The organism is Microbacterium sp. H83 (assembly GCF_001650405.1).
Classification (GTDB): Bacteria; Actinomycetota; Actinomycetes; order Actinomycetales; family Microbacteriaceae; genus Microbacterium.
The window spans coordinates 76,399-95,311 of sequence record NZ_LWCU01000034.1 but is presented as its reverse complement, the minus strand read 5'-3'; the positions used below and the strand labels follow the sequence as shown (position 1 = coordinate 95,311).

Genomic DNA, 18,913 nt, shown 5'->3' with positions numbered 1-18,913 from the left:
CGGGCCGGACCCGGCATCCGTCCCTGTTACGCCCGGCGTCACCGGGAGATGTAGGAGAGCAGATCCTGACGCGTGAGCACCGTGTGCGGCTTGCCGTCCTCGGTCACCAGCAGCGCATCGACGTCGGCGAGCGCGGCTCGCGCCTGCGCGATCGGGGCATGGATGCCGACGAGCGGCAGTCTCTCCCCCACGTGGTCGCCGACGGCGTCCGTCGGCTTCGCGTCGCCGCGGAAGAGGAGGTCGAGCAGGCCCTTCTCGTCGACCGCGCCGACGACCTCGCCCATCATGACGGGCGGCTCGGCGCTGAGCACGACGAGCTGCGACACGTCGTACTCGGTCATCATCCCGATCGCCTCGAGCACGGTGTCGGTCGGGTGGGCATGCACGAGGTCCGGGATGCCGTCGCCCTGTCGCGCGGATCGCGCGGTCAGCACGTCGGCGACCGTCTCCCCCTCCTCGACCTCGCTGAACCCGTACGACCGCATCCATCCGTCGTTGAAGATCTTGCCGAGGTATCCGCGTCCGCCGTCCGGCAGGAGCACGACCATGACGGCATCCGCGGGCAGGTCGCGCGCGACCCGGAGCGCGCCCACGACCGCCATGCCACTGGACCCGCCGACGAGGATGCCCTCCTCGCGGGCGAGGCGTCGCGTCATCGCGAAGGCCTCGGCGTCGTCGACCGCGACGATCTCGTGCGGGACCGCGGGGTCGTATGCGCCGGGCCAGATGTCCTCACCCACGCCCTCGACGAGGTACGGCCGCCCGGTGCCGCCACTGTACACGCTGCCGACGGGGTCGACCCCGACGATCCGCACGCCGTCCTGCGAGACCTCGCGCAGGAAGCGGCCGGTGCCCGTGATCGTCCCGCCCGTGCCGACGCCGGCCACGAAATGCGTCACCGTGCCGTCGGTGTCGCGCCAGATCTCCGGACCGGTGGTCTCGTAGTGGCTGCGCGGGCCGTTCGGGTTCTCGTACTGGTTCGGCTTGAACGCTCCGGGGATCTCCCGTGCCAGCCGGTCGCTCACGCTGTAATACGACTCCGGGCTGTCGGCCGCCACCGAGGTCGGCGTCACGACGACCTCGGCGCCGTAGGCGCGCAGCACGTCGATCTTGTCCTCGCCGACCTTGTCGGGCAGCACGAACACGCAGTTGTAGCCGCGCTGCTGAGCGACGAGCGCGAGTCCGACCCCGGTGTTGCCGCTGGTCGGCTCGACGATCGTGCCGCCGGGCTTCAGGTCGCCGGCGGCCTCGGCGGCGTCGATGATGCGGGAGGCGATGCGATCCTTCGACGACCCGCCGGGGTTGAGGTACTCGAGCTTCACGAGAACGGTGCAGGCGACGCCCTCGGTGACGTGCTGGAGCTTCACGAGGGGCGTGTCGCCGACCAGGTCGACGATGGAGTCCGCAAACTTCATGTTCACAGAGTACGTGCGACGATGCCGCGGCGCGGATGATGTTTCATCCGGCCGCGGCATCATGTCATCGACGCGGGGTCAGCCCTTCGTCGACCCGGCCAGCAGACCTCGGACGAAGTACCGCTGCAGGGCGAAGAAGACGATGAGCGGAACAATGATCGACACGAACGCGCCCGCCGTCAGGAGGTACCAGCCCTCGCCGCGACCGGTGATCTCGGCGAGCACCTTCGTGATCGGCGACGCCGCTCCGTCCGCGAAGACGAGGGCGACGAGCAGGTCGTTCCAGACCCAGAGGAACTGGAAGATCGCCACCGACGCGATCGCCGGCATCGTCAGCGGCAGCACGACCCGGAAGAAGATCTGCCCGCGCGATGCGCCGTCGACGCGCGCGGCCTCGATGATCTCGCCGGGGATCTCGGACATGAAGTTGTGCAGCAGGTAGATCGCCAGCGGCAGCGCGAACATGGTGTGCGCGAACCACACCTGCGCGTACCCGCCCGCCACGTCCAGACCGAGGGTGACCTCGAGGCCGAACAGGTTGATCCCTCGCGAGAACGACGTCAGCAGCGGCACCAGGGCCATCTGGATCGGCACGATCTGCAGCGCGAACACGAAGATGAACAGCGCGTTGCGCCCCTTGAAGTCGATCCACGCGAATCCGTAGGCCGCCATCGCCGCGATCATCAGCGGGATGAGGGTTCCGGGGATCGTGATCGCGATCGAGTTCACGAACGACTGCATGATCGTCAGCTGCGTCGTCCCCGACTGCAGGACGGCCGCGTAGTTGTCGAGCGTGAACTGCGGGTTGGTGAAGAAGGTCCACCATCCCGTCGTCTCGATCGCGTCCCGGTCGCGGAACGACGAGATGAACAGGCCGAAGGTCGGCAGCGTCCACAGCACAGCGATCACGATCGACGCCACCGTCGCCCACGGCCGGCTCAGCCGCTTGCGGGCGCGACCGGCAGAGGCCTCGAAGCGTCCGCCGGTGGTGATGGCCCTCGTGCTGGAGGTCTCGGACTTCACGGTGTCGGTCATCGGATCTCCCGCTGCTTCTTGATCTGGCGCGCGTTGTAGATCACGATCGGCAGCACCAGGATGAACAGGATGACGGAGAGCGCGGCGCTGCGTCCGGCCTCGAACTTCGAGAACTGCGTGTACATCTCGTTCGCGAGCACCGACGTGCCGTAGTTTCCACCGGTCATGGTGCGGACGATGTCGAAGACCTTCAGCGAGGCGATCGAGATCGTGGTGAGCACCACGATGAGCGCGGGACGGATCGACGGGATCGTGACCGACCAGAACCGCTCCCACGCGTTCGCGCCGTCGAGCTCGGCCGCTTCGAGCAGCTCGGCCGGGACACCCTTGATGGATGCGGAGAGGACGACCATGGCGAATCCGGTCTGCACCCAGATGAGCACGACGATGAGCGCGAGGTTGTTCCACGGTCCGTTGAGCAGGAACTGCTGAGGCTCGCCGCCGAGCCACACCAGGACCTGATTGAGGAATCCGATCTGCTCGAATTCCGGGCCGCGGTACGCGTACATGAACCGCCAGATGATGCTGGCGCCCACGAAGGAGATCGCCATCGGCATGAACACGAGGACCTTGTAGATCTTCTCTCCGCGGGTGCGGTCGATGAACACCGCGTACGCGAGACCGATGAGCGTCGACAGCGTGGGCACGAGCAGCACCCAGACGATCGTGTTGACCACCGAGGTGACGCCGTCGGACTGCGTGAAGATCCACACGTAGTTGGCGAAGCCCACGAAGTCGCTGCCCGTGGAGTTCCAGAACGACGAGTACACCGTCTGCAGCGACGGCAGGATGAGTCCGACCAGCAGCAGGAGCATGGCGGGAGCCATGAAGGCCACGAGCTGGATCAGGTAGCCGACGCCGTCGCGCGAGCGGTAGTCGAGGAAGAAGAACAGCGCACCGACGGCGACCGCCACTCCCATCGCCCAGTAATAGGAGTTGAAGAACCACATCACGGCGAGCGGGATGAGGAGGCACATGGCCAGGCGGATGACGGTGTAGACCGTCCCCTTGCGCGGAGCGATGTCCACGAGGAGCAGGATGATCGCGACGACCGCGGCGAAGGCGATGACGACGGCGAGAGCCTGGAGGACCGGCGGGAGCATGCCGATCCATTGGAAGAATTGAGTCGCGTTCACGGATTCCCCTTCATGACGCGTGGTGGAGCTGCGACCCGAGCGTCGTTGCTCGGAGCGTGGTGAGAGAGGAGGGCCGCCCGGGGGCGACCCTCCTCGACGATCAGCTGGAGGGCCAGCCGGTCTCGATCTGCGTCAGCACCTCATCGGTCGAGGTTCCGTTGACCCAGGCCACGATCCCCTTCCAGAAGGTGCCGGAGCCCACGGCTCCCGGCATCTGGTCGGAGCCGTCGAAGCGGAACGTCACCGAGTCGTCCTGCAGGAGCTTGATCGACTCCTGGAGGATCGGGTTCTCGACGGCCTCGATGTCGACGCCCTTGTTGGCCGAGGTCACGCCGCCGAGAGCCAGACGGGAGTCCGCCCACTCGGGGCTCGACAGGTACTCCTGCACCTTCTGGGTCGCCTCGGAGTCGCTGAACGCGCCGACGATCTCGCCACCACCGGTGATGAAGGTCTCGTCCGGGCTCTTGCTCGGAAGCAGGAAGGCCCACACGTCGCCGTCCTCGGAGATGTCGGTGCCCTCGGGGAAGAAGCCGGAGAGGAACGACGCCTGGTGCGTCAGGGCGCACTCGCCGCTCGCCACCTTCGGCGCGACATCGCCGAACGCGGTCGAGTTGATCGAGCGCACGTCGCCGAAGCCGGCGTTGACGTACTCCGGGTTGAGGAGCAGCTCGCCGGTCGCGTCGAACGCGGCCTTGATCTGCGGGTCGGTGAACGGGATCTCGTTCTTCACCCACTGGTCGTAGACGTCGGCTCCGGAGTTGCGGAGCACGAGGTCCTCGATCCAGTCCGTGCCCGGCCATCCGGTCGCGACACCCGACTCGAATCCGGCGCACCACGGGGCGGCGCCGCTCTTGTCCTTGATGGCCTGGGTGAGCGTGAGCAGCTCCTCCCAGCTCGTCGGCTCCTCGACGCCCCACTCGGCGAACTTCTTGGGCGAGTACCAGACCCAGCCCTTGACGCTGGCCATGAGCGGTGCGCCGTAGAAGGTGTCCTCGTACGTGCCGAAGTCGACCCAGCCCTGGGTCCAGTACTCCTCGGCGTTGCTCTTGACCGCATCGGGAGCGGGCTTCAGGAAGTCGCGGGCCGCGTAGTCCGCGAACAGACCCGGCTGCGGGAAGATCGCGATGTCCGGCGGGTTGCCGCCCTGAGCGCGGGTGCCGAGCTGCGTCTCGAAGTCCTGGCTGCCCTCGTACTTGATCGTGATGTCGTTCTCCTCGGCCCAGTCGGACCAGGACTCCTGAAGGAGCTCCGCCTCGGCGTCGACGATCGTGCCGTAGATGGTGACGGTGTTCTCTCCGCCGCCGCCTCCTCCGCCGCCGTTCGACGCGCCGGGAGCACCACAGCCGGCGAGCGCGATGCCCGCGACTCCCAGCAGGGCGATCGGCGCGTAACGCCGCGAACGCTGTGACAGACCCATGTGAATTCTCCTCTTCGAGTTCACGGTTCGCTGCTCGTCCTGCGCCGCCCCTCGGCGCAGATCGGGAACCGATTCCAGGACAACCTACCGGTGCGGTCGCGCCGGGCACAACATGGCGATCATCACAAGCTGACAACCTTTCCCGCCACACCGCTGCGCTCGGTGGGAGCGCTCCCGCGGTCACCGCATGGAACCGGTTCCCTTCCCGCGCCTGAGCGGCTACGCTGTCATCGGCACGCCCGCGCGGGAGCGGTGCGCCGCCTGGTCGAGGAGGACCGATGAGCACGATCGCTGACGTCGCGGCGCGTGCAGGCGTGTCCAAGGCGACCGCGAGTCGGGCGCTGAGCGGCCGGGGCTACGTCTCCGAGGCGACCCGCGTCCTCGTCGCCGCCGCGGCGGACGAGCTCTCCTACGTCGCGCACTCCTCGGCGACGAGCCTCGCGACGGGGCGCACCGGAACGGTCGGGGTCATCATGCCGCCGGTCGATCGCTGGTTCTTCTCGGAGCTGCTCGCCGGCATCCAGGAGTCGCTCGTCGACCTCGACTACGAGCTCGCGCTCTACGGCATCCGCGAGGGGACCGAGACGCGCGAGCGTCTGTTCGACACCGTGCTGCCCGGGCGGCGCTTCGACGGGATCATCGCGGTCGGCATCCAGCCGAGTGCGCAGGAGCTCGAGCGCTTGCACCGCTCGGAGAGGCCGCTGGTCAGCGTCGGCCCGTACAGCGAAGGGTCGAGCGCGGTGTCGATCGACGACGTCGCCGCCGCCCGCATCGCCACCGAGCACCTCATCGAGCTCGGGCACACGCACATCGCCTTCGTCGGCGGCTCGTCGACGCCGGATGCGCTCAGCTTCGGCGACGCGCGGCGGGTGGAGGGATATCTCGAGGCGCTGTCGGCGGCCGGTCTCGCCGCGGGCGCGCGCATCGCGGACGCTCCCCCGACCATGCCGGGCGGCTACGCCGCGGCGGTCGAGCTGCTCGGCGATCGCCGAGGGCGCCCGACGGCCGTCGTCGGCGTGTGCGACGAGGCCGCGATCGGCGCGATGATCGCCGCTCGGCGCCTGGGCATCGCCGTCCCGACCGAGCTCAGCGTCGTGGGCGTCGACGACCACGAGCACGCCGACATGTTCGCGCTCACCACCATCAAGCAGTCCCCCCGCGAACAGGGACACGAGGCGGTGCGGCTCCTGCAGAAGCGCATCGACGACCCGGAGTCCCCGCTGGAGCGGTCGGTCACGGCATCCGCCCTCGTGGTCCGCAGCTCGACCGCCGGCCGTCGCTGACCGCGTCCGGACGCACGAAAGCCCCGGGCGGACCCGGGGCTTCCGTGAAGCGTTCAGACGCTCTCGGGAGTCGGCGCGCTGCGCCGCATCCCGAACGGATTACTTGAGGGTAACCGTGGCGCCTGCCTCTTCGAGAGCAGCCTTCGCCTTGTCGGCGGTCTCCTTGTTCGCGCCCTCGAGCACGGCCTTGGGAGCACCGTCGACGACGGCCTTGGCCTCGCCGAGACCGAGCGAGGTGAGCTCGCGGACGGTCTTGATGACCTGGATCTTCTTGTCGCCTGCAGCCTCGAGGATGACGTCGAAGGAGTCCTTCTCCTCGACCTCTTCGGCACCAGCGCCACCCGCAGCGCCGGCGACGGCGACGGGTGCAGCAGCGGTGACCTCGAACTTCTCCTCGAACGCCTTCACGAAGTCGTTGAGCTCGACGAGGGTCAGGCCAGCGAACTGCTCGAGCAGCTCCTCAGTGGAAAGCTTCGCCATGATGTATCTCCTAGATAGATGGGGTTGGTGTACGAGAACGTCGGACGCTTACGCGGCCTCGGCGGTCTCGAGCTTTTCGCGAAGCGCGTCGATGGTGGCGGCAGCCTTGCCCATCGTCGCCTTCATCATGCCCGCAGCCTTCGCCAGCAGAACCTCACGGCTCTCGAGCGAGGCGTACTTGTTGACCTCGTCGGCGGTGAGGGCGTTGCCCTCGAAGATGCCGGCCTTGATCACGAGAAGCGGGTTGGCCTTGGCGAAGTCACGAAGAGCCTTGGCAGTGGCGACGAAGTCACCGTGCACGAACGCGACGGCCGACGGACCCTTGAGGTCGTCGTCCAGCGCGGTGATGCCAGCCTTGTTGGCGGCGATCTTGGTCAGCGTGTTCTTCACCACGGCGTACTCAGCGTCCTGACGGATGCTGTTGCGCAGCTCCTTGAGCTGGGCAACCGTCAGACCGCGGTACTCGGTCAGCAGAACGGCAGTCGAGTCCTCGAATGACTTCGTGAGCTCGGCGACCGATGCATCCTTCTGCGCCATGGTCACTCCTTGGTGTGTACGAGGCGCCTCACGGCGGTGAGGCGCCGACCTGGACCGCACGCAACAGAAAAGCTCCGGCGCAAGCGCACGGAGCTCTGAGAAGTTCGTGTCCTGCGCGGGCCCCTGCTGAGCAGAGCTTCGATCGCCTCGCGTTCACACGCACGACGATGACCAGCGGTCTTCGGTTGCCCCCACTCTACCCGACGGAGCACGGAGCCCCAAATCGGCTCAGCCGCGGTGGGCGGCGCGGCCCGCGTGACCGCCGAGCGAGTCCGCCGCCCTGATCAGCGACAGATGCGACAGCGCCTGCGGGGTGTTGCCCGCCTGGCGCCCCGACGGGACGTCGTACTCCTCGGACAGCAGGCCGACGTCGTTGACCAGCCCGACGAGACGACGCATGAGCTCCTCGGCATCGGCCCTCCGCCCGCTGGCGGCGTACTGCTCGACGAGCCAGAAGCTGCACGCGAGGAACGGATGCTCGTCGCCGGGCAGCCCGTCGACCCCCGTCTCGGTGCGGTAGCGCAGCAGCAGCCCGTCGCGCAGCAGGGTGGCCTCCATCCGAGCGACGGTGCGCAGCATCCTCGGGTCGTCGGCCGCGCAGAACCCGACCTGCGGCAGGACGAGCAGCGACGCGTCGACCTCGGTCGATCCGTAGTGCTGCACGAAGCAGCCGAGATCGGGGTCGACGCCGCAGCGCTCGATCTCGGCGCGCAGGGCGTCGCGCGCCGCCGCCCAGCGGTCGGCATCGCCCGCGAGTCCGTGCTCGCGCACCGCGCGCACGCCCCGATCGAGAGCCGCCCACATCATGACGCGCGAGTGCGTGAAGCGCTGCGGCTCGCCCCGGATCTCCCAGATGCCGTTGTCGGGACGGTCGATGCCGGCGATCACGTTCTCGATGAGCGCGCGCTGCAGGGGCCAGGAGTAGTCGCCCTCCTCGAGGCCGGCGATGCGCGCGGCCTCGAGGGCGACGAGCACCTCGCCGACCACGTCGCCCTGGTACTGATGGACGGCGCCGTTGCCGATCCGCACCGGTGCGGCGCCCTCGTACCCGGGAAGGCTCGGGATCTCCCGCTCGGGGAGGTCGCGCTCTCCCGCGATGCCGTACATGATCTGCACCTCGGCCGGCTCCCCGGCGATGGCCCGCAGGAGCCAGTGCCGCCAGTGGTGGGCCTCCTTCAGGAAGCCGTGCTCGATGAGCACCTCGAGCGTGAGCGAGGCGTCGCGGAGCCAGACGAACCGGTAGTCCCAGTTGCGCGACCCGCCGAACTGCTCCGGAAGCGAGGTCGTGGCCGCCGCGACAACGCCTCCGGTGTCCCGGTGGGTGAGCGCGCGGAGCACGAGCAGCGACCGCACGACCTCGTCGCGGTGAGGTCCGTCGTGCTCGATGCCCGCCGCCCAGCCCTGCCACCAGTCGCGGGTCTCGGCGAGCGCGGTGTCGACGTCGAGCGCAGGGGGCGTCTGCTCGTGCGAGCGGAACCACCCCATCGTGAGATCCCGCACCTCGCCGCCGGACACCCGGATCGTCGCCGTGTGCGCGTGGTCGCTCGCCACCAGCGCCGCACCGCGAACGATCACCGCCTCCGGCCCGGCCGTGGCGTGCAGCGCCGGCTCGTCGGGCGTGCCGACCTGACGCACCCACGGCAGCGACCGCGCGTAGTCGAAGTGCAGCCGCAGCTCTGTCGTGAACTCGACCGCGCCGGAGATCCCGACGATCCGACGGACGACGTCGGCCCGATGGTGACGCATCGGCAGGAAGTCGTGCACCTCCGCCACCCCGCCCGCGGTCTCCCAGCGGGTCACGAGGATGAACGTGTCGGAGACGTAGCTCCGCTCCGAGTGGGTCGCGGCGTCGACCGGTCGTAGACTCCAGTGCCCGCTGCTCTCGTCGCCGAGGAGGGCGCCGAACATCGACGGCGAGTCGAACCTCGGCATGCACAGCCAGTCGATGCTCCCCTCCCGGGAGACCAGCGCCGCGGTGCGACAGTCGCCGAGCAGCGCGTAGTCCTCGATGTGAGCCGGCATCGCCCGATTCTCGCACGGCCCGCGTCGGCGAGGGCTAGCGTGAGGACATGACTGATGCGACGACGCTCGTGATCCTCGGCGCCTCCGGCGACCTGACCTCCCGGCTGCTGCTGCCCGCACTGGGTCAGCTGCTGACCCGGGAGCCCGCGCGCTCGGTGCGGATCATCGGCGCGGACCGCGAGGAATGGACGGATGCCGAGCTGCAGGCCGTCGTCCGCACGGCCTTCGCCTCGATGGGCGCGGAGGATGCCGCCTCTCGCGTGGAGGCGAGGTACGCGCGCACCGACATCACGCGGGACGAGGACCTGCGTTCCCTGTTGAGCGGACTCGCCGGCCGGGTCGCTCTCTACTTCGCGGTTCCCCCGTCCGTCGCCACCGCGAGCATCGCGACGCTCACCCCCGACATGCTGCCCGCGGGCGCGATGCTCGTGATGGAGAAGCCCTTCGGCACGGACGAGGAGAGCGCCAGGGAACTGAACCGCGTGCTCACCGCGCTCGTCCCCGAGAGCCAGGTGTTCCGCGTCGATCACTTCCTGGGGCGTTCGACGACGCTGAATCTGCTCGGCGCTCGGTTCGCCAACCGCATCCTCGAACCGCTCTGGTCCGCCGAGAGCATCGCGTCCGTGGACATCGTCTACGACGAATCGCTGGCTCTGGAGGGACGCGCCGGCTACTACGACCACGCCGGCGCACTGGTCGACATGATCCAGAGCCACCTCCTCCAAGTGCTCGCCGTCCTGGCGATGGAGGAGCCCGCCGCCCTCGACGAGATCGACTTCCGTGCGGCGACCGGCGCGGTGCTGCGCGCGACCTCGGTGTGGGGCGACGACCCCGCGGCATCGTCGCGGCGAGCGCGGTACACCGCGGGCGAGATCGACGGCGATGCGAAGCCCTCGTACGTCGACGAACCGGGAGTCGACCCGGGAAACCGGACCGAGACGCTGGCGGAGGCGACGTTCGAGGTGCGCAACGCGCGCTGGGCGGGGATCCCTTTCCGGCTCCGGTCCGGCAAGGCCCTCGGCACGCCCGCCCGGGAGATCGTCGTGCGCTTCCGCCCGGTCCGTCACCTGCCCCACGGCCTCACAGGCACGTCCGACGGGGCGGTCCTGCGCTTCTCGCTGGGTCCGGATCGGATGTCCCTCGAGCTCAACCTCAACGCCTCGGAGGACCCCTTCGAGCTGGAGCGCGCCACGCTGTCCGCCGAGCTGGGCGAGGGCGCCCTCAAGGCGTACGCCGAGGTCCTGTCCGGGGTGCTGGACGGCGACCCGATGCTGTCCGTGCGCGGAGACGCCGCCGAGGAGTCCTGGCGCATCGTCGCCCCGATCCTCGAGGCCTGGCGACGGGGCGATGTGCCCCTCGACGACTACGTCGCCGGATCCTCCGGACCCGAGGGGTGGCCGGCGAACGACTGAGCGCTTGCGCGGATCCGACGTCGGAGAGGCGGCGCCGGACGGACGGATGCCGCAGGGCGGCGTGTGCGGACGCCGGGGTCTGCGGCCCGGGTTACGCTCGATGCGTGACCCCGGAACTCCACGCTCGCATCGTCGCGGACTCCCGCGACCGCGTGGCCTGGATGCGGGCCCGCTCCCGCGGGATCACGGCCACCGATGTCGCCGGCCTCACCAGCGAGAGATCGATCGCGCGCGCCGCGGACTCGAAGCTCGGAGGCGGACCCCGCTTCGGGGGCAACGCCTACACCGATCACGGACGCCGCCGCGAGCCCGAGATCGCCGCCTGGGTCGCGGCCACCCACGGCATCCTCCCGTCCTCCGCGCTGTTCCGCGCCGAGGTCGAGCACCGTCACCTCGCGACCCCCGACGGCATCGCCGTCGACGCGCAGGGCCGGGTCGAGCTCGCCGAGATCAAGACGACGAACAAGGCCTTCCGCGGCATCCCGCGCACGTACCTCCGTCAGGTGTGGTGGCAGCAGCACGTGCTCGGCGCCGAGCGCACGCTGTTCGTGTGGGAGGAGCACGTCGACTTCGCGCCCGTCCACGACGAACCGCGCTGCGTGTGGATCGATCGGGACGATCGCGAGATCGCCAAGCTCGTCGGTCTCGCCACCGAGCTGATCGACGAGCTGTACCGCCGCACCACCGGGCAGCAGGTGCCCGCCCGCATCGCGGCGGCGACGGCGGCCGCCGCGGCCAGCCGCCGGGAGCACCTTCGCGAACGCGACGCCTTCCGCGCGCTGGCCCTCGCCGACTGAGGGCCGACCGCGGATCCGAGCGCCCTCAGGTGCAGCTCGACCCGATCCCCAGTGCTCCCACCGTCAGCAGGCGGGTGGCGCCCACGGACACCCAAGACGTGCCGGCGAGGAGATTGTTCACCGTCAGTGTCGTGGTGCTCCCCAGCAGGTTGGCGAGCAGGCTGACGAGCAGCCCCTGAGAGAGCACCGCCGTGTGGGTGTAGACACCCGCGACGGGTCCCGTGGTCGTGATGCTGGCGGCGGGGACGACCGCTGTGTTCGTGCCCTGCGTGAGAGTGAGGCGAACGCCCGTCGCGGGGTACGCCGACGTCCACACGAGGGTCACCCTGTCGAAGATGCCGAGGGCGTTGTTCACGGCGGTGCACGAGGTGATGGTCGGGACGGGGACGGTGAACGCGCTGAACGTCGCGCGCCCGTACTCGCGGTCCGTGAACGTCGCGTCCGTCGCCTCCGGCACCGGTGCGATGCCGATGCCGATCAGCAGCGCCGCGCCCGCCACACCCGCGAGCAACCGTCGCGCGCTCACGGCTCGTCCTCGACGACCGAGCGTCGGCGTCGGGTCGCGGCGAGCGCCCCGCCCGCCGCGAGCAGGGCCATCGCCCCGCCGGCGGCCCACGGCACGGAGGGCGGGAGTCCCGTCGTGGCGAGGCCCCCATCAGGGCCGACCGCAGCCGACTCCCCCGCCCCCTGCGCGTGGATCCGGACATCGGTGCTGCCGAGATCGGCGCCGTCCAGGGCGATGGTCAATCTGAGGTGCGCCACGTCCGTGTCGGCCATCTCGACGAGAGGGACTTCGGAACCGTCACGCGGGAGGTCCCATCCGTCCTTCAGCACGGACGCCTCCGCCGGGCATCCCGCCTCCGTCCACGGCCGCGTGCACAGGGCGGCGTCGACCACGAGGTCCGCGTCGCCGGTCGCGCTGATCCCGACGCGCACGGTGCCGGGGTCCGGCGCGTCCGCGCTGACGGTCACATCCCAGCGGATCGGCTGTCCGGGCAGCAGGCTCGACGCGGCCGCCCAGTCGGCGACCGAGACGAGACGCAGCACCTCGCCCTGCACGACGTCGGTTCTGGGCGCCGCCGCAGCGGGAGCGACAGGAGCGGCGGCCACCAGCATCCCGGCCGCGAGGATGCCGGTCGCACCGGCGCGCGCCAGGGCTCCGCCCCGCCCTGCGGTCACGGCTCCGCTCCCGACGTGCGCCGTCCGTCGCGGACCCGGCGGGGCCAGAACGCCCACACGACGAGCGCGGTCGCGGCGACCGTGAGCGTGCCGAGCACGACGGGGTCGCCCAGGGCGACGATCACCGACGCGATCCCCGGCACGGAGAACAGCACGGTGCGGACCGTCCGCACCGGGTACGGGTAGGGGTCGTCCGCGCTGTTCGCGTCGCCCCGCATGGTGAGCACGCGCTCGGCTGCCGTCGCCCCCGCGGACACGGAGGTGACCCGGTGCGTGACGGGCAGGTCGTCCACGCGGTCGACCGTGACGACGTCTCCGACCTCGACGGCGGATGCGGGGATCTGCTGCACGACCGCGACAGAGCCGGCCGGGATCGTCGGCGACATCGACCCTGTGCGGAACATGATGAGGGTGATGTTCGCGGTCAGGGCGAGCACGACGAGCACCATGCAGACGACGCCGGCGGCCGCGGCGATCCAGAGCACGACGTCGCCGAGAGCGCGACCGACTCCCCCGCGCCGGTGCGGCGCGGTGTCGCGGCCGCCGTCGAGGGCGCGGCCGACCTCCTGCTCCCGCAGGGCGCGGCGCGTCGTCGGTGCGTCCATCACTCCCCCTCTCAGGAGGCCGTCCCGAGGATCTGCCACGTCTGGATGGCGGTGAGCCCCTGAGCCGTGTTGTCCGTGGCCGCGGGAAGACTCACGGCGAAGCAGTAGTTCACGGTCGAGCCGCCGTTGGCGGCCACCGCCTGCGACGTCGTGCCGGCCGTCGCCAAGGTCGAGTTGTCCGGCACGACGGAGACGCCCGCCGGGTAGGTGGTCGCGTTGCAGGCCGTGCCCGCGATCGTCCGCACCCCGAACCGCAGGTAGGTGCCCAGCCCCGTCCCCGCTGTCGAGGCGGTGCTGAGCTGCAGGGATCCGGCGACGGACGGATTCGCGGTCTTCACGCTGAAGAGCGCGTACACCGTGCTGCCGGGCACCATCGCGCCGAACGGGGCGCTGAAGGAGAGCGCCGCCGGAGTGCCGACCGGGTGGCTCGAGAACGTCGCACCGTCCACCGCACCGACGATGTCGAATCGTCCGGCCGTGAACGTGGCGCTCCCGTTCTCGGAGTCGTTCCATGCCGCCAGGGTCATCGTCGCGCCGACGCCGAACACGAGACCACCCGCGAGGACGGCCCGTATCCGGCGGGAGCGCAGGCGCTTCCCCTCCCGCATGGATCTGCGGGTGCCGGGCATGATCAGTCGGCGGTCGAGGTCGCCGTGAACTCCCAGGTCGCGGTCGCCGCCGTGGCCTGGACGAGCCCTGCACCGGCGGTGACGGCGAAGCACAGCTGCACCGGCACCCCCGCGGTCCCGGCGGGCGTTCCCTCGGCGAGCGCGACCGACGTCGCTCCGGTCTGCGCGGCGAGTGTCGCTCCGCTCGCGACGACCGTGCCCGTCGCGCCGGCGCCGCACGTCGCCGCGGGAGCGATCGCGGTGACCGAGTACGAGAGGTTCGCCTCATTGCCGCCGGTGCCCGCGGTGACGCCGGTCGGCAGCAGCGTGGCGCTGTTCGTCGTGGTGCTGTCCAGCCGCACCCAGAACGGCGCGTAGACGACGTCGCCGGGCGACATCGACGAGGCGACGGCGGGGAGCGTGAACGCGAGAGTCGCCGCCGCGTCACCGGCATCGACGTTGTGGCTCGCGTATCCGGCGGTGGCGCTCGTCGTCGACCCCTCGAGGTTGAACGCGCCGGCGGTGAACGTCCCTGTCGCGGACTCCGAGTCGTTCCACGCCGCCAGGGTCACCCCGATTCCGACGCCGAGCACGAGCCCTCCTGCGAGAACGGCGAGAACCTTGCGTCGAGTGTCCTTCGTGGCCATGATCATTCCCCCCTCAGGGATCGAGACGCGCGGAAGCGGGGATAGGTCGCCCCTCAGTGACCTGCCTCCGCGCGGTCAGTGGTTGCCCGCAATCCTCGCTCACCCTTCTGGACTCCACAAGGCCATCTGACGGTTAACGCGAACATTCCGTCCAGAGTGTCACCGGCATCGCTGGACTTGCATGGACGAAATCGTGTGCGAACATATCACCGCTCGACAGGATGCCGGACTCGCCCTGTCGCGAACGTGCCGCCGCTCACCGCGCGAGCACGTCCGCCGCCTCCGCGGCCACAGCGGCCGCGACCGCGTCGAGCACCTCGGAGCGGAGGTTCCACTGCTGCCAGAACAGGCGCACCCGCAGCGCGGGGCCGCCGAGGGGCACCAGGTCGTCCTCGTTCTGCTGCAGCGGCACCATCCCCCACCCGAGCCCCAGGCGGACGGCGAGCGCATAGTCGTGGGATGCCGGCACGTAGTGTCGCGGCACGGCCTGGTGGGCGACGCCCATCGCCGCCAGCCATTCGTGCTGCAGCGTGTCCCGGCGGTCGAAGTCGACGAACGGTGCGGCGCCCAGAGCCTCGCGCGTGGGACCCTCGGCGAACCACCGCTCGGCGAAACCGCGTTCCGCCATCGCGCGGTATTCGAGCACGCCCAGCGGCGAGACCGAGCATCCTGCCACCGGCTGCTCCTCGCTGGTGACGGCGGCCATCACCGTGCCGGACTCCAGCAGTCGCGCCGTGTAGTTCTGGTCGTCGCGGTGCAGGTCGAAGTCGATGTCGCGGTCGGCCGACAGGCGGGCGAGCGGCGGAAGGAACCACGTCGCCATCGAGTCGGCGTTGACGGCGAGCGGGATGCGGACGCGGGGAGCGCCGCCCTCGAGGCCCAGCCCGCCGAGCGCGTCGTGCTCGAGCAGGGCGATCTGCCGGCCGAGGCGCACCACCGCCTCCCCCGCTTCCGTGAGCCGCACCGGCTTCGTGCGCACGACGAGCACGCGCCCGAGCTGCTGCTCCAGGGTCTTCACTCTCTGACTGACGGCGGAGGGGGTGATCCGCAGCACCCGCGAGGCGGCGTCGAGCGTCCCCTCATCGGCGACGGCGGCGATGGTGGCGGCGAGTTCCGGATCGATCTTCACATGAGCGATGCTAATGCTGCGCAAGGAATCCTCGCTGGCGCTCATGATCGATGGCTCCTAGCGTGGAGGGATGCTCTCGCTGTTCTCGGGCCTCGGACTCGGCCTCTCGCTCATCATCGCCATCGGGGCACAGAACGTCTTCGTGCTGCGCCAGGGGATCCGCCGGGAGCACGTGCTGCCCGTCGTGGTGATCTGCGCGCTCTCGGACGCCCTGCTGATCCTCGCGGGGGTGGCCGGGCTCGGCTTCGTGATCTCCGCAGCGCCGTGGCTCGTCGTGGTGGCTCGCTGGGCGGGCGCTCTGTTCCTGCTGGCTTACGGCATCCTCGCCGCCCGGCGCGCCTGGCGGGGCGGCGAGCAGCTGCGCGTCGACGGCTCGGACGGCGACGACGGCCTCGGCGCCGACCACGGCGCCCTCGCCGACCGCGCCCCCGCCGACCCGCAGCCGTCGGGCGGGTCGAGTGCGACGACCACCCGCCCGCGCACGCGTGCTCGGAGCGCCCTCGCACCGGTCGTGCTCACGGTGCTCGCGCTCACATGGCTCAATCCGCACGTCTATCTGGACACCGTGCTCATGCTCGGCTCGATCGCCGCGACCCACGGCGACGAGCGCTGGCTGTTCGCGGGCGGGGCGATCACGGCCAGCATCCTGTGGTTCACCGCGCTGGGCTTCGGAGCCCGCTACCTCGGACGCTGGCTGCGCACCGAGCGATCGTGGCGCGTCCTCGACGGCACCATCGCGGTCGTCATGATCTCGCTCGCCGTCAGCCTCGTGCTGCCCGTTCTCGGCGGCTGACCGAGGGCTGCCCGTTCTCGGCGGCTGACCGAGGGCCGCCGCCGCGGTCAGTCCCCGTCGAGGGGACGAAGGATGCGGCTGAGGAAGCGTCGCGTGCGCTCGTGCCGCGGCCCCTCGAAGATCTGTGCGGGCGGCCCCTCCTCGACGACCACGCCGCCGTCGAGGAACAGCACGTGGTCCGCGGCCTCGCGCGCGAAGCTGAGCTCGTGCGTGACCACGACCATGCTCCACCCCTCGTCGGCGAGCTCCTTGATGACGAGCAGCACCTCGCCGACCAGCTCGGGGTCGAGGGCGCTCGTCGGCTCGTCGAAGAGCAGCAGGTCCGGGCGCAGAGCCAGCGCGCGGACGATGCCGACGCGCTGCTGCTGCCCGCCCGACAGCTGATGGGGGCGGGCGTCGGCCTTGTCGGCGAGACCGACCCGGGCGAGGAGCGCCTGCGCCTCGGCGATCACCTCGGCCTTCGGTCGGCCCTGCACGCGCCACGGCCCTTCGATGACGTTCTCGAGGACGCTGAGGTGCGGGAACAGATTGTGATGCTGGAACACCATCGCCGAGCGGTCGCGCAGGGCGAGCCGCCGCCGCCCGCGCTCGCGAGCGCTCTGCGGAGTCCCCGGCGAGAAGTCGATGTCCGGCCCACCCGCCACCACCAGCGTGCCGGCGTCCGGCGTCTCGAGGCCGTTCAGCGTCCGGAGCACGGTCGTCTTGCCCGAGCCGCTGGGCCCGATCAGCACGACGACCTCGCCGCGGTGCAGCGTCAGGTCGATACCCCGGAGCACCTCGTGGGCCCCGAAGCTCTTGCGCAGCCCCCGAGCGGTCAGGAGCTGATCGCGGGTCGACGCCTGCCCGCGGTGCGCGGACTGCTCACTGGGCGACATGGCGGTCCAGCCTCCTCTCGAGCGCGCTCTGCCCGAACGACAGGACGAGACAGATCACCCAGTAGACCAGGGCGGCGGCGAGGTAGAGCACCATGAACTCCAGGGTGGCGGAGGCGATCTGCTGCGCGACCTTGAACAGCTCGGTGACGAGGATCAGCGACGCGAGCGAGGTGTCCTTGACGAGCGAGATGAACGTGTTCGACAGCGGCGGCACCGACACCCGCGCCGCCTGCGGCAGGATGATCCGGGTGAGGGTGCGCGTGCGGTTCATGCCGACCGTGTACGCGGCCTCCCACTGCCCCTTCGGCACCGAGAGGATGGCCGCGCGGACGACCTCCGCCCCGTACCCGCCCACGTTGAGAGACAGGGCGATGATCGCGCTCGGCCACGGGTCGATCTTGAGCCCGATCGACCCGAGGCCGTAGAAGATGACGAACAGCTGGACGATCATCGGCGTCCCGCGGATCACCGAGATGTAGAAGCGCGCGATGCCGGACACGATCGGGTTGATCGAGATCCGCATCAGCGCGACGCCGATCGCGATCACGAGTCCCAGCGCGAACGACACCAGGGCGAGCGGAACCGTCGCCGTCAGCCCCGCGAGCGCGATGGGGCCGAGCGAGTCGAAGAACAGCTGCCAGGGGTTCTCCATGGGCTACTGGGTGACGTCTTCGCCGAAGTACTTCTCGCTGATCTCCGCCAGGGTGCCGTCGGCGCGCAGCTCCTCCAGCGCGGCATCCACGGCCTCGACGAGCGACTCCTTGTCCTTCGTGAACACCAGGGCCTGCTCGCCCGCCTCGTCGGTCTCGGCGGCGATCTTCAGTCCGGACGGGCTGTTCGTGGTCTCGTAGTCGAGGAAGGTCAGCTTGTCGTTGACGGTCGCGTCGACACGGCCCTGACGCAGCAGCTCGACGGCCTGCGCCCATCCCTCGACGCCTTCGACCGTCGCGCCGGACTCGGTGGCCAGGTCGTACCAGTTGCTCGTGAGCGACTGCGCCGTGGTCTTGCCGGCGAGGTCGTCGAACGACGAGATCGAGTCGTCGTCCTCCGCGACGACGATCACGCCGGGCGAGACCGTGTAGGGCGTGCTGAAGAGGTACTTCTCCTGGCGCTCCTCGTTGATGCTGACCTGGTTCGCGATCACGTCGAAGCGTCCGGCGTCGAGGCCCGCGAAGATCGCGTCCCACTGCGTCTCCTGGAACTCGATCTCGAGGTCGAGCTTCTCGGCGACCGCCTGGATGATCTCGACGTCGAAGCCGGTGAGGTCGCCGGTGCCGCCGTCGTCGTGGAAGCTGAACGGACGGTAGGTCCCCTCGGTCGCGACCGTGAGGACGCCGTCCTTGACGAGGCCGAACTCGTCGCCCGCCCCTCCCTCACTCGAGGAGCCGCTCTCCGGGGAGGTGCTCCCGCTGCATGCGGTGAGCCCTGCGGCGGCGACGACGACCAGAGCGGTGACGGCGATGAGGCGACGGGACATGAGAACCCTCCTGGGGTGCGATGGGGCGCGGGTGCTGTGGCGCGCGGAACGCACCCACAGTACGTG

Annotated in this window: 20 protein-coding genes; 4 read left to right on the top strand and 16 right to left on the bottom strand. The window is 70.2% G+C overall.

Going from position 1 to position 18,913, the window contains the following annotated elements; genetic code table 11:
* Positions 1-38: 38 nt before the first annotated feature.
* The 4 genes from A4X16_RS13180 to A4X16_RS13165 all read right to left on the bottom strand — a co-directional run bounded on the left by A4X16_RS13180 (position 39) and on the right by A4X16_RS13165 (position 5,003).
* Positions 39-1,415, bottom strand: coding sequence for a cystathionine beta-synthase (locus tag A4X16_RS13180; RefSeq protein WP_067121254.1), 1,377 nt, complete (start codon positions 1,413-1,415; stop codon positions 39-41).
* A gap of 78 nt (positions 1,416-1,493) precedes the next feature.
* Positions 1,494-2,450, bottom strand: coding sequence for a carbohydrate ABC transporter permease (locus A4X16_RS13175; protein WP_067121252.1), 957 nt, complete (start codon positions 2,448-2,450; stop codon positions 1,494-1,496).
* Positions 2,447-3,586: a carbohydrate ABC transporter permease gene (locus A4X16_RS13170; RefSeq protein WP_231880367.1), complete on the bottom strand. Its 1,140-nt coding sequence runs from the start codon at positions 3,584-3,586 to the stop codon at positions 2,447-2,449. The genes A4X16_RS13175 and A4X16_RS13170 overlap by 4 nt, the downstream gene beginning before the upstream one ends.
* Positions 3,587-3,686: 100 nt before the next feature.
* On the bottom strand, positions 3,687-5,003 hold the full coding sequence (locus tag A4X16_RS13165) for an ABC transporter substrate-binding protein (RefSeq protein WP_067121248.1): 1,317 nt from the start codon (positions 5,001-5,003) through the stop codon (positions 3,687-3,689).
* A gap of 278 nt (positions 5,004-5,281) precedes the next feature.
* Here A4X16_RS13165 and A4X16_RS13160 point away from each other — a divergent pair, with 278 nt between their 5' ends.
* On the top strand, positions 5,282-6,286 hold the full coding sequence (locus tag A4X16_RS13160; RefSeq protein WP_067121246.1) for a LacI family DNA-binding transcriptional regulator: 1,005 nt from the start codon (positions 5,282-5,284) through the stop codon (positions 6,284-6,286).
* Between the two features lie 99 nt (positions 6,287-6,385).
* Here the strand turns inward: A4X16_RS13160 and rplL are convergent, their stop codons facing one another.
* From rplL to A4X16_RS13145, 3 genes are all read right to left on the bottom strand, one after another.
* Positions 6,386-6,766, bottom strand: coding sequence for a 50S ribosomal protein L7/L12 (gene rplL, locus A4X16_RS13155; RefSeq protein WP_067121244.1), 381 nt, complete (start codon positions 6,764-6,766; stop codon positions 6,386-6,388).
* Between the two features lie 48 nt (positions 6,767-6,814).
* Positions 6,815-7,303, bottom strand: coding sequence for a 50S ribosomal protein L10 (rplJ, locus tag A4X16_RS13150; protein ID WP_067121242.1), 489 nt, complete (start codon positions 7,301-7,303; stop codon positions 6,815-6,817).
* Positions 7,304-7,531: 228 nt separating this feature from the next.
* The gene (locus A4X16_RS13145; protein WP_067121240.1) at positions 7,532-9,325 is read right to left on the bottom strand and encodes a glycoside hydrolase family 15 protein; all 1,794 of its coding nucleotides are present in this window, start codon (positions 9,323-9,325) and stop codon (positions 7,532-7,534) included.
* 47 nt (positions 9,326-9,372) lie between these two features.
* On the opposite strand from A4X16_RS13145, the gene A4X16_RS13140 reads away from it, so the two are divergent.
* Entirely contained in the window at positions 9,373-10,737 is a 1,365-nt protein-coding gene (locus tag A4X16_RS13140) for a glucose-6-phosphate dehydrogenase (protein WP_067121238.1), read from the top strand.
* Between the two features lie 104 nt (positions 10,738-10,841).
* Positions 10,842-11,534 (top strand): YqaJ viral recombinase family protein, encoded by a 693-nt coding sequence (locus A4X16_RS13135; RefSeq protein WP_067121236.1) that lies wholly within the window; start codon positions 10,842-10,844, stop codon positions 11,532-11,534.
* Positions 11,535-11,559: 25 nt separating this feature from the next.
* Here A4X16_RS13135 and A4X16_RS13130 read toward each other — a convergent pair whose 3' ends face one another.
* From A4X16_RS13130 to A4X16_RS13105, 6 genes are all read right to left on the bottom strand, one after another.
* Positions 11,560-12,060 (bottom strand): hypothetical protein, encoded by a 501-nt coding sequence (locus tag A4X16_RS13130; RefSeq protein WP_157560191.1) that lies wholly within the window; start codon positions 12,058-12,060, stop codon positions 11,560-11,562.
* Positions 12,057-12,713: a hypothetical protein gene (locus tag A4X16_RS13125; protein ID WP_067121233.1), complete on the bottom strand. Its 657-nt coding sequence runs from the start codon at positions 12,711-12,713 to the stop codon at positions 12,057-12,059. The genes A4X16_RS13130 and A4X16_RS13125 overlap by 4 nt, the downstream gene beginning before the upstream one ends.
* Positions 12,710-13,318: a signal peptidase I gene (locus A4X16_RS13120; RefSeq protein WP_067121231.1), complete on the bottom strand. Its 609-nt coding sequence runs from the start codon at positions 13,316-13,318 to the stop codon at positions 12,710-12,712. The genes A4X16_RS13125 and A4X16_RS13120 overlap by 4 nt, the downstream gene beginning before the upstream one ends.
* 11 nt (positions 13,319-13,329) lie before the next feature.
* On the bottom strand, positions 13,330-13,947 hold the full coding sequence (locus A4X16_RS13115) for a SipW-dependent-type signal peptide-containing protein (RefSeq protein WP_067121229.1): 618 nt from the start codon (positions 13,945-13,947) through the stop codon (positions 13,330-13,332).
* 2 nt (positions 13,948-13,949) lie between these two features.
* Positions 13,950-14,573 carry a SipW-dependent-type signal peptide-containing protein gene (locus A4X16_RS13110; RefSeq protein ID WP_067121442.1) on the bottom strand — a complete coding sequence of 208 codons (624 nt, stop codon included), beginning with the start codon at positions 14,571-14,573 and terminating at the stop codon, positions 13,950-13,952.
* Positions 14,574-14,829: 256 nt separating this feature from the next.
* Positions 14,830-15,702 carry a LysR family transcriptional regulator ArgP gene (locus A4X16_RS13105; RefSeq protein ID WP_157560189.1) on the bottom strand — a complete coding sequence of 291 codons (873 nt, stop codon included), beginning with the start codon at positions 15,700-15,702 and terminating at the stop codon, positions 14,830-14,832.
* Positions 15,703-15,772: 70 nt separating this feature from the next.
* On the opposite strand from A4X16_RS13105, the gene A4X16_RS13100 reads away from it, so the two are divergent.
* The gene (locus tag A4X16_RS13100; protein ID WP_067121225.1) at positions 15,773-16,495 is read left to right on the top strand and encodes a LysE/ArgO family amino acid transporter; all 723 of its coding nucleotides are present in this window, start codon (positions 15,773-15,775) and stop codon (positions 16,493-16,495) included.
* 47 nt (positions 16,496-16,542) lie between these two features.
* On the opposite strand, the gene A4X16_RS13095 is transcribed toward A4X16_RS13100, so the two are convergent.
* Genes A4X16_RS13095 through A4X16_RS13085 form a run of 3 tightly spaced genes read right to left on the bottom strand, consistent with a single transcriptional unit; the run spans position 16,543 to position 18,847 of the window.
* On the bottom strand, positions 16,543-17,370 hold the full coding sequence (locus tag A4X16_RS13095; RefSeq protein ID WP_067121223.1) for an amino acid ABC transporter ATP-binding protein: 828 nt from the start codon (positions 17,368-17,370) through the stop codon (positions 16,543-16,545).
* The gene (locus tag A4X16_RS13090; RefSeq protein ID WP_067121221.1) at positions 17,357-18,022 is read right to left on the bottom strand and encodes an amino acid ABC transporter permease; all 666 of its coding nucleotides are present in this window, start codon (positions 18,020-18,022) and stop codon (positions 17,357-17,359) included. Before A4X16_RS13090 ends, A4X16_RS13095 begins: the two co-directional genes overlap by 14 nt.
* A 3-nt stretch (positions 18,023-18,025) precedes the next feature.
* Complete coding sequence (locus A4X16_RS13085; RefSeq protein ID WP_067121219.1) at positions 18,026-18,847, bottom strand: amino acid ABC transporter substrate-binding protein; 822 nt, start codon at positions 18,845-18,847, stop codon at positions 18,026-18,028.
* Positions 18,848-18,913: the final 66 nt, after the last annotated feature.

Excerpts from the sequence above, each read along its gene's own strand:
- A4X16_RS13180 (WP_067121254.1), bottom strand. The coding sequence starts at position 1,415 with ATGAAGTTTGCGGACTCCATCGTCGACCTGGTCGGCGACACGCCCCTC.
- A4X16_RS13175 (WP_067121252.1), bottom strand. The coding sequence starts at position 2,450 with ATGACCGACACCGTGAAGTCCGAGACCTCCAGCACGAGGGCCATCACC.
- A4X16_RS13165 (WP_067121248.1), bottom strand. The coding sequence starts at position 5,003 with ATGGGTCTGTCACAGCGTTCGCGGCGTTACGCGCCGATCGCCCTGCTG.
- A4X16_RS13160 (WP_067121246.1), top strand. The coding sequence starts at position 5,282 with ATGAGCACGATCGCTGACGTCGCGGCGCGTGCAGGCGTGTCCAAGGCG.
- rplL (WP_067121244.1), bottom strand. The coding sequence starts at position 6,766 with ATGGCGAAGCTTTCCACTGAGGAGCTGCTCGAGCAGTTCGCTGGCCTG.
- rplJ (WP_067121242.1), bottom strand. The coding sequence starts at position 7,303 with ATGGCGCAGAAGGATGCATCGGTCGCCGAGCTCACGAAGTCATTCGAG.
- A4X16_RS13145 (WP_067121240.1), bottom strand. The coding sequence starts at position 9,325 with ATGCCGGCTCACATCGAGGACTACGCGCTGCTCGGCGACTGTCGCACC.
- A4X16_RS13140 (WP_067121238.1), top strand. The coding sequence starts at position 9,373 with ATGACTGATGCGACGACGCTCGTGATCCTCGGCGCCTCCGGCGACCTG.
- A4X16_RS13120 (WP_067121231.1), bottom strand. The coding sequence starts at position 13,318 with ATGGACGCACCGACGACGCGCCGCGCCCTGCGGGAGCAGGAGGTCGGC.
- A4X16_RS13115 (WP_067121229.1), bottom strand. The coding sequence starts at position 13,947 with ATGCCCGGCACCCGCAGATCCATGCGGGAGGGGAAGCGCCTGCGCTCC.
- A4X16_RS13110 (WP_067121442.1), bottom strand. The coding sequence starts at position 14,573 with ATGGCCACGAAGGACACTCGACGCAAGGTTCTCGCCGTTCTCGCAGGA.
- A4X16_RS13100 (WP_067121225.1), top strand. The coding sequence starts at position 15,773 with ATGCTCTCGCTGTTCTCGGGCCTCGGACTCGGCCTCTCGCTCATCATC.
- A4X16_RS13095 (WP_067121223.1), bottom strand. The coding sequence starts at position 17,370 with ATGTCGCCCAGTGAGCAGTCCGCGCACCGCGGGCAGGCGTCGACCCGC.
- A4X16_RS13090 (WP_067121221.1), bottom strand. The coding sequence starts at position 18,022 with ATGGAGAACCCCTGGCAGCTGTTCTTCGACTCGCTCGGCCCCATCGCG.
- A4X16_RS13085 (WP_067121219.1), bottom strand. The coding sequence starts at position 18,847 with ATGTCCCGTCGCCTCATCGCCGTCACCGCTCTGGTCGTCGTCGCCGCC.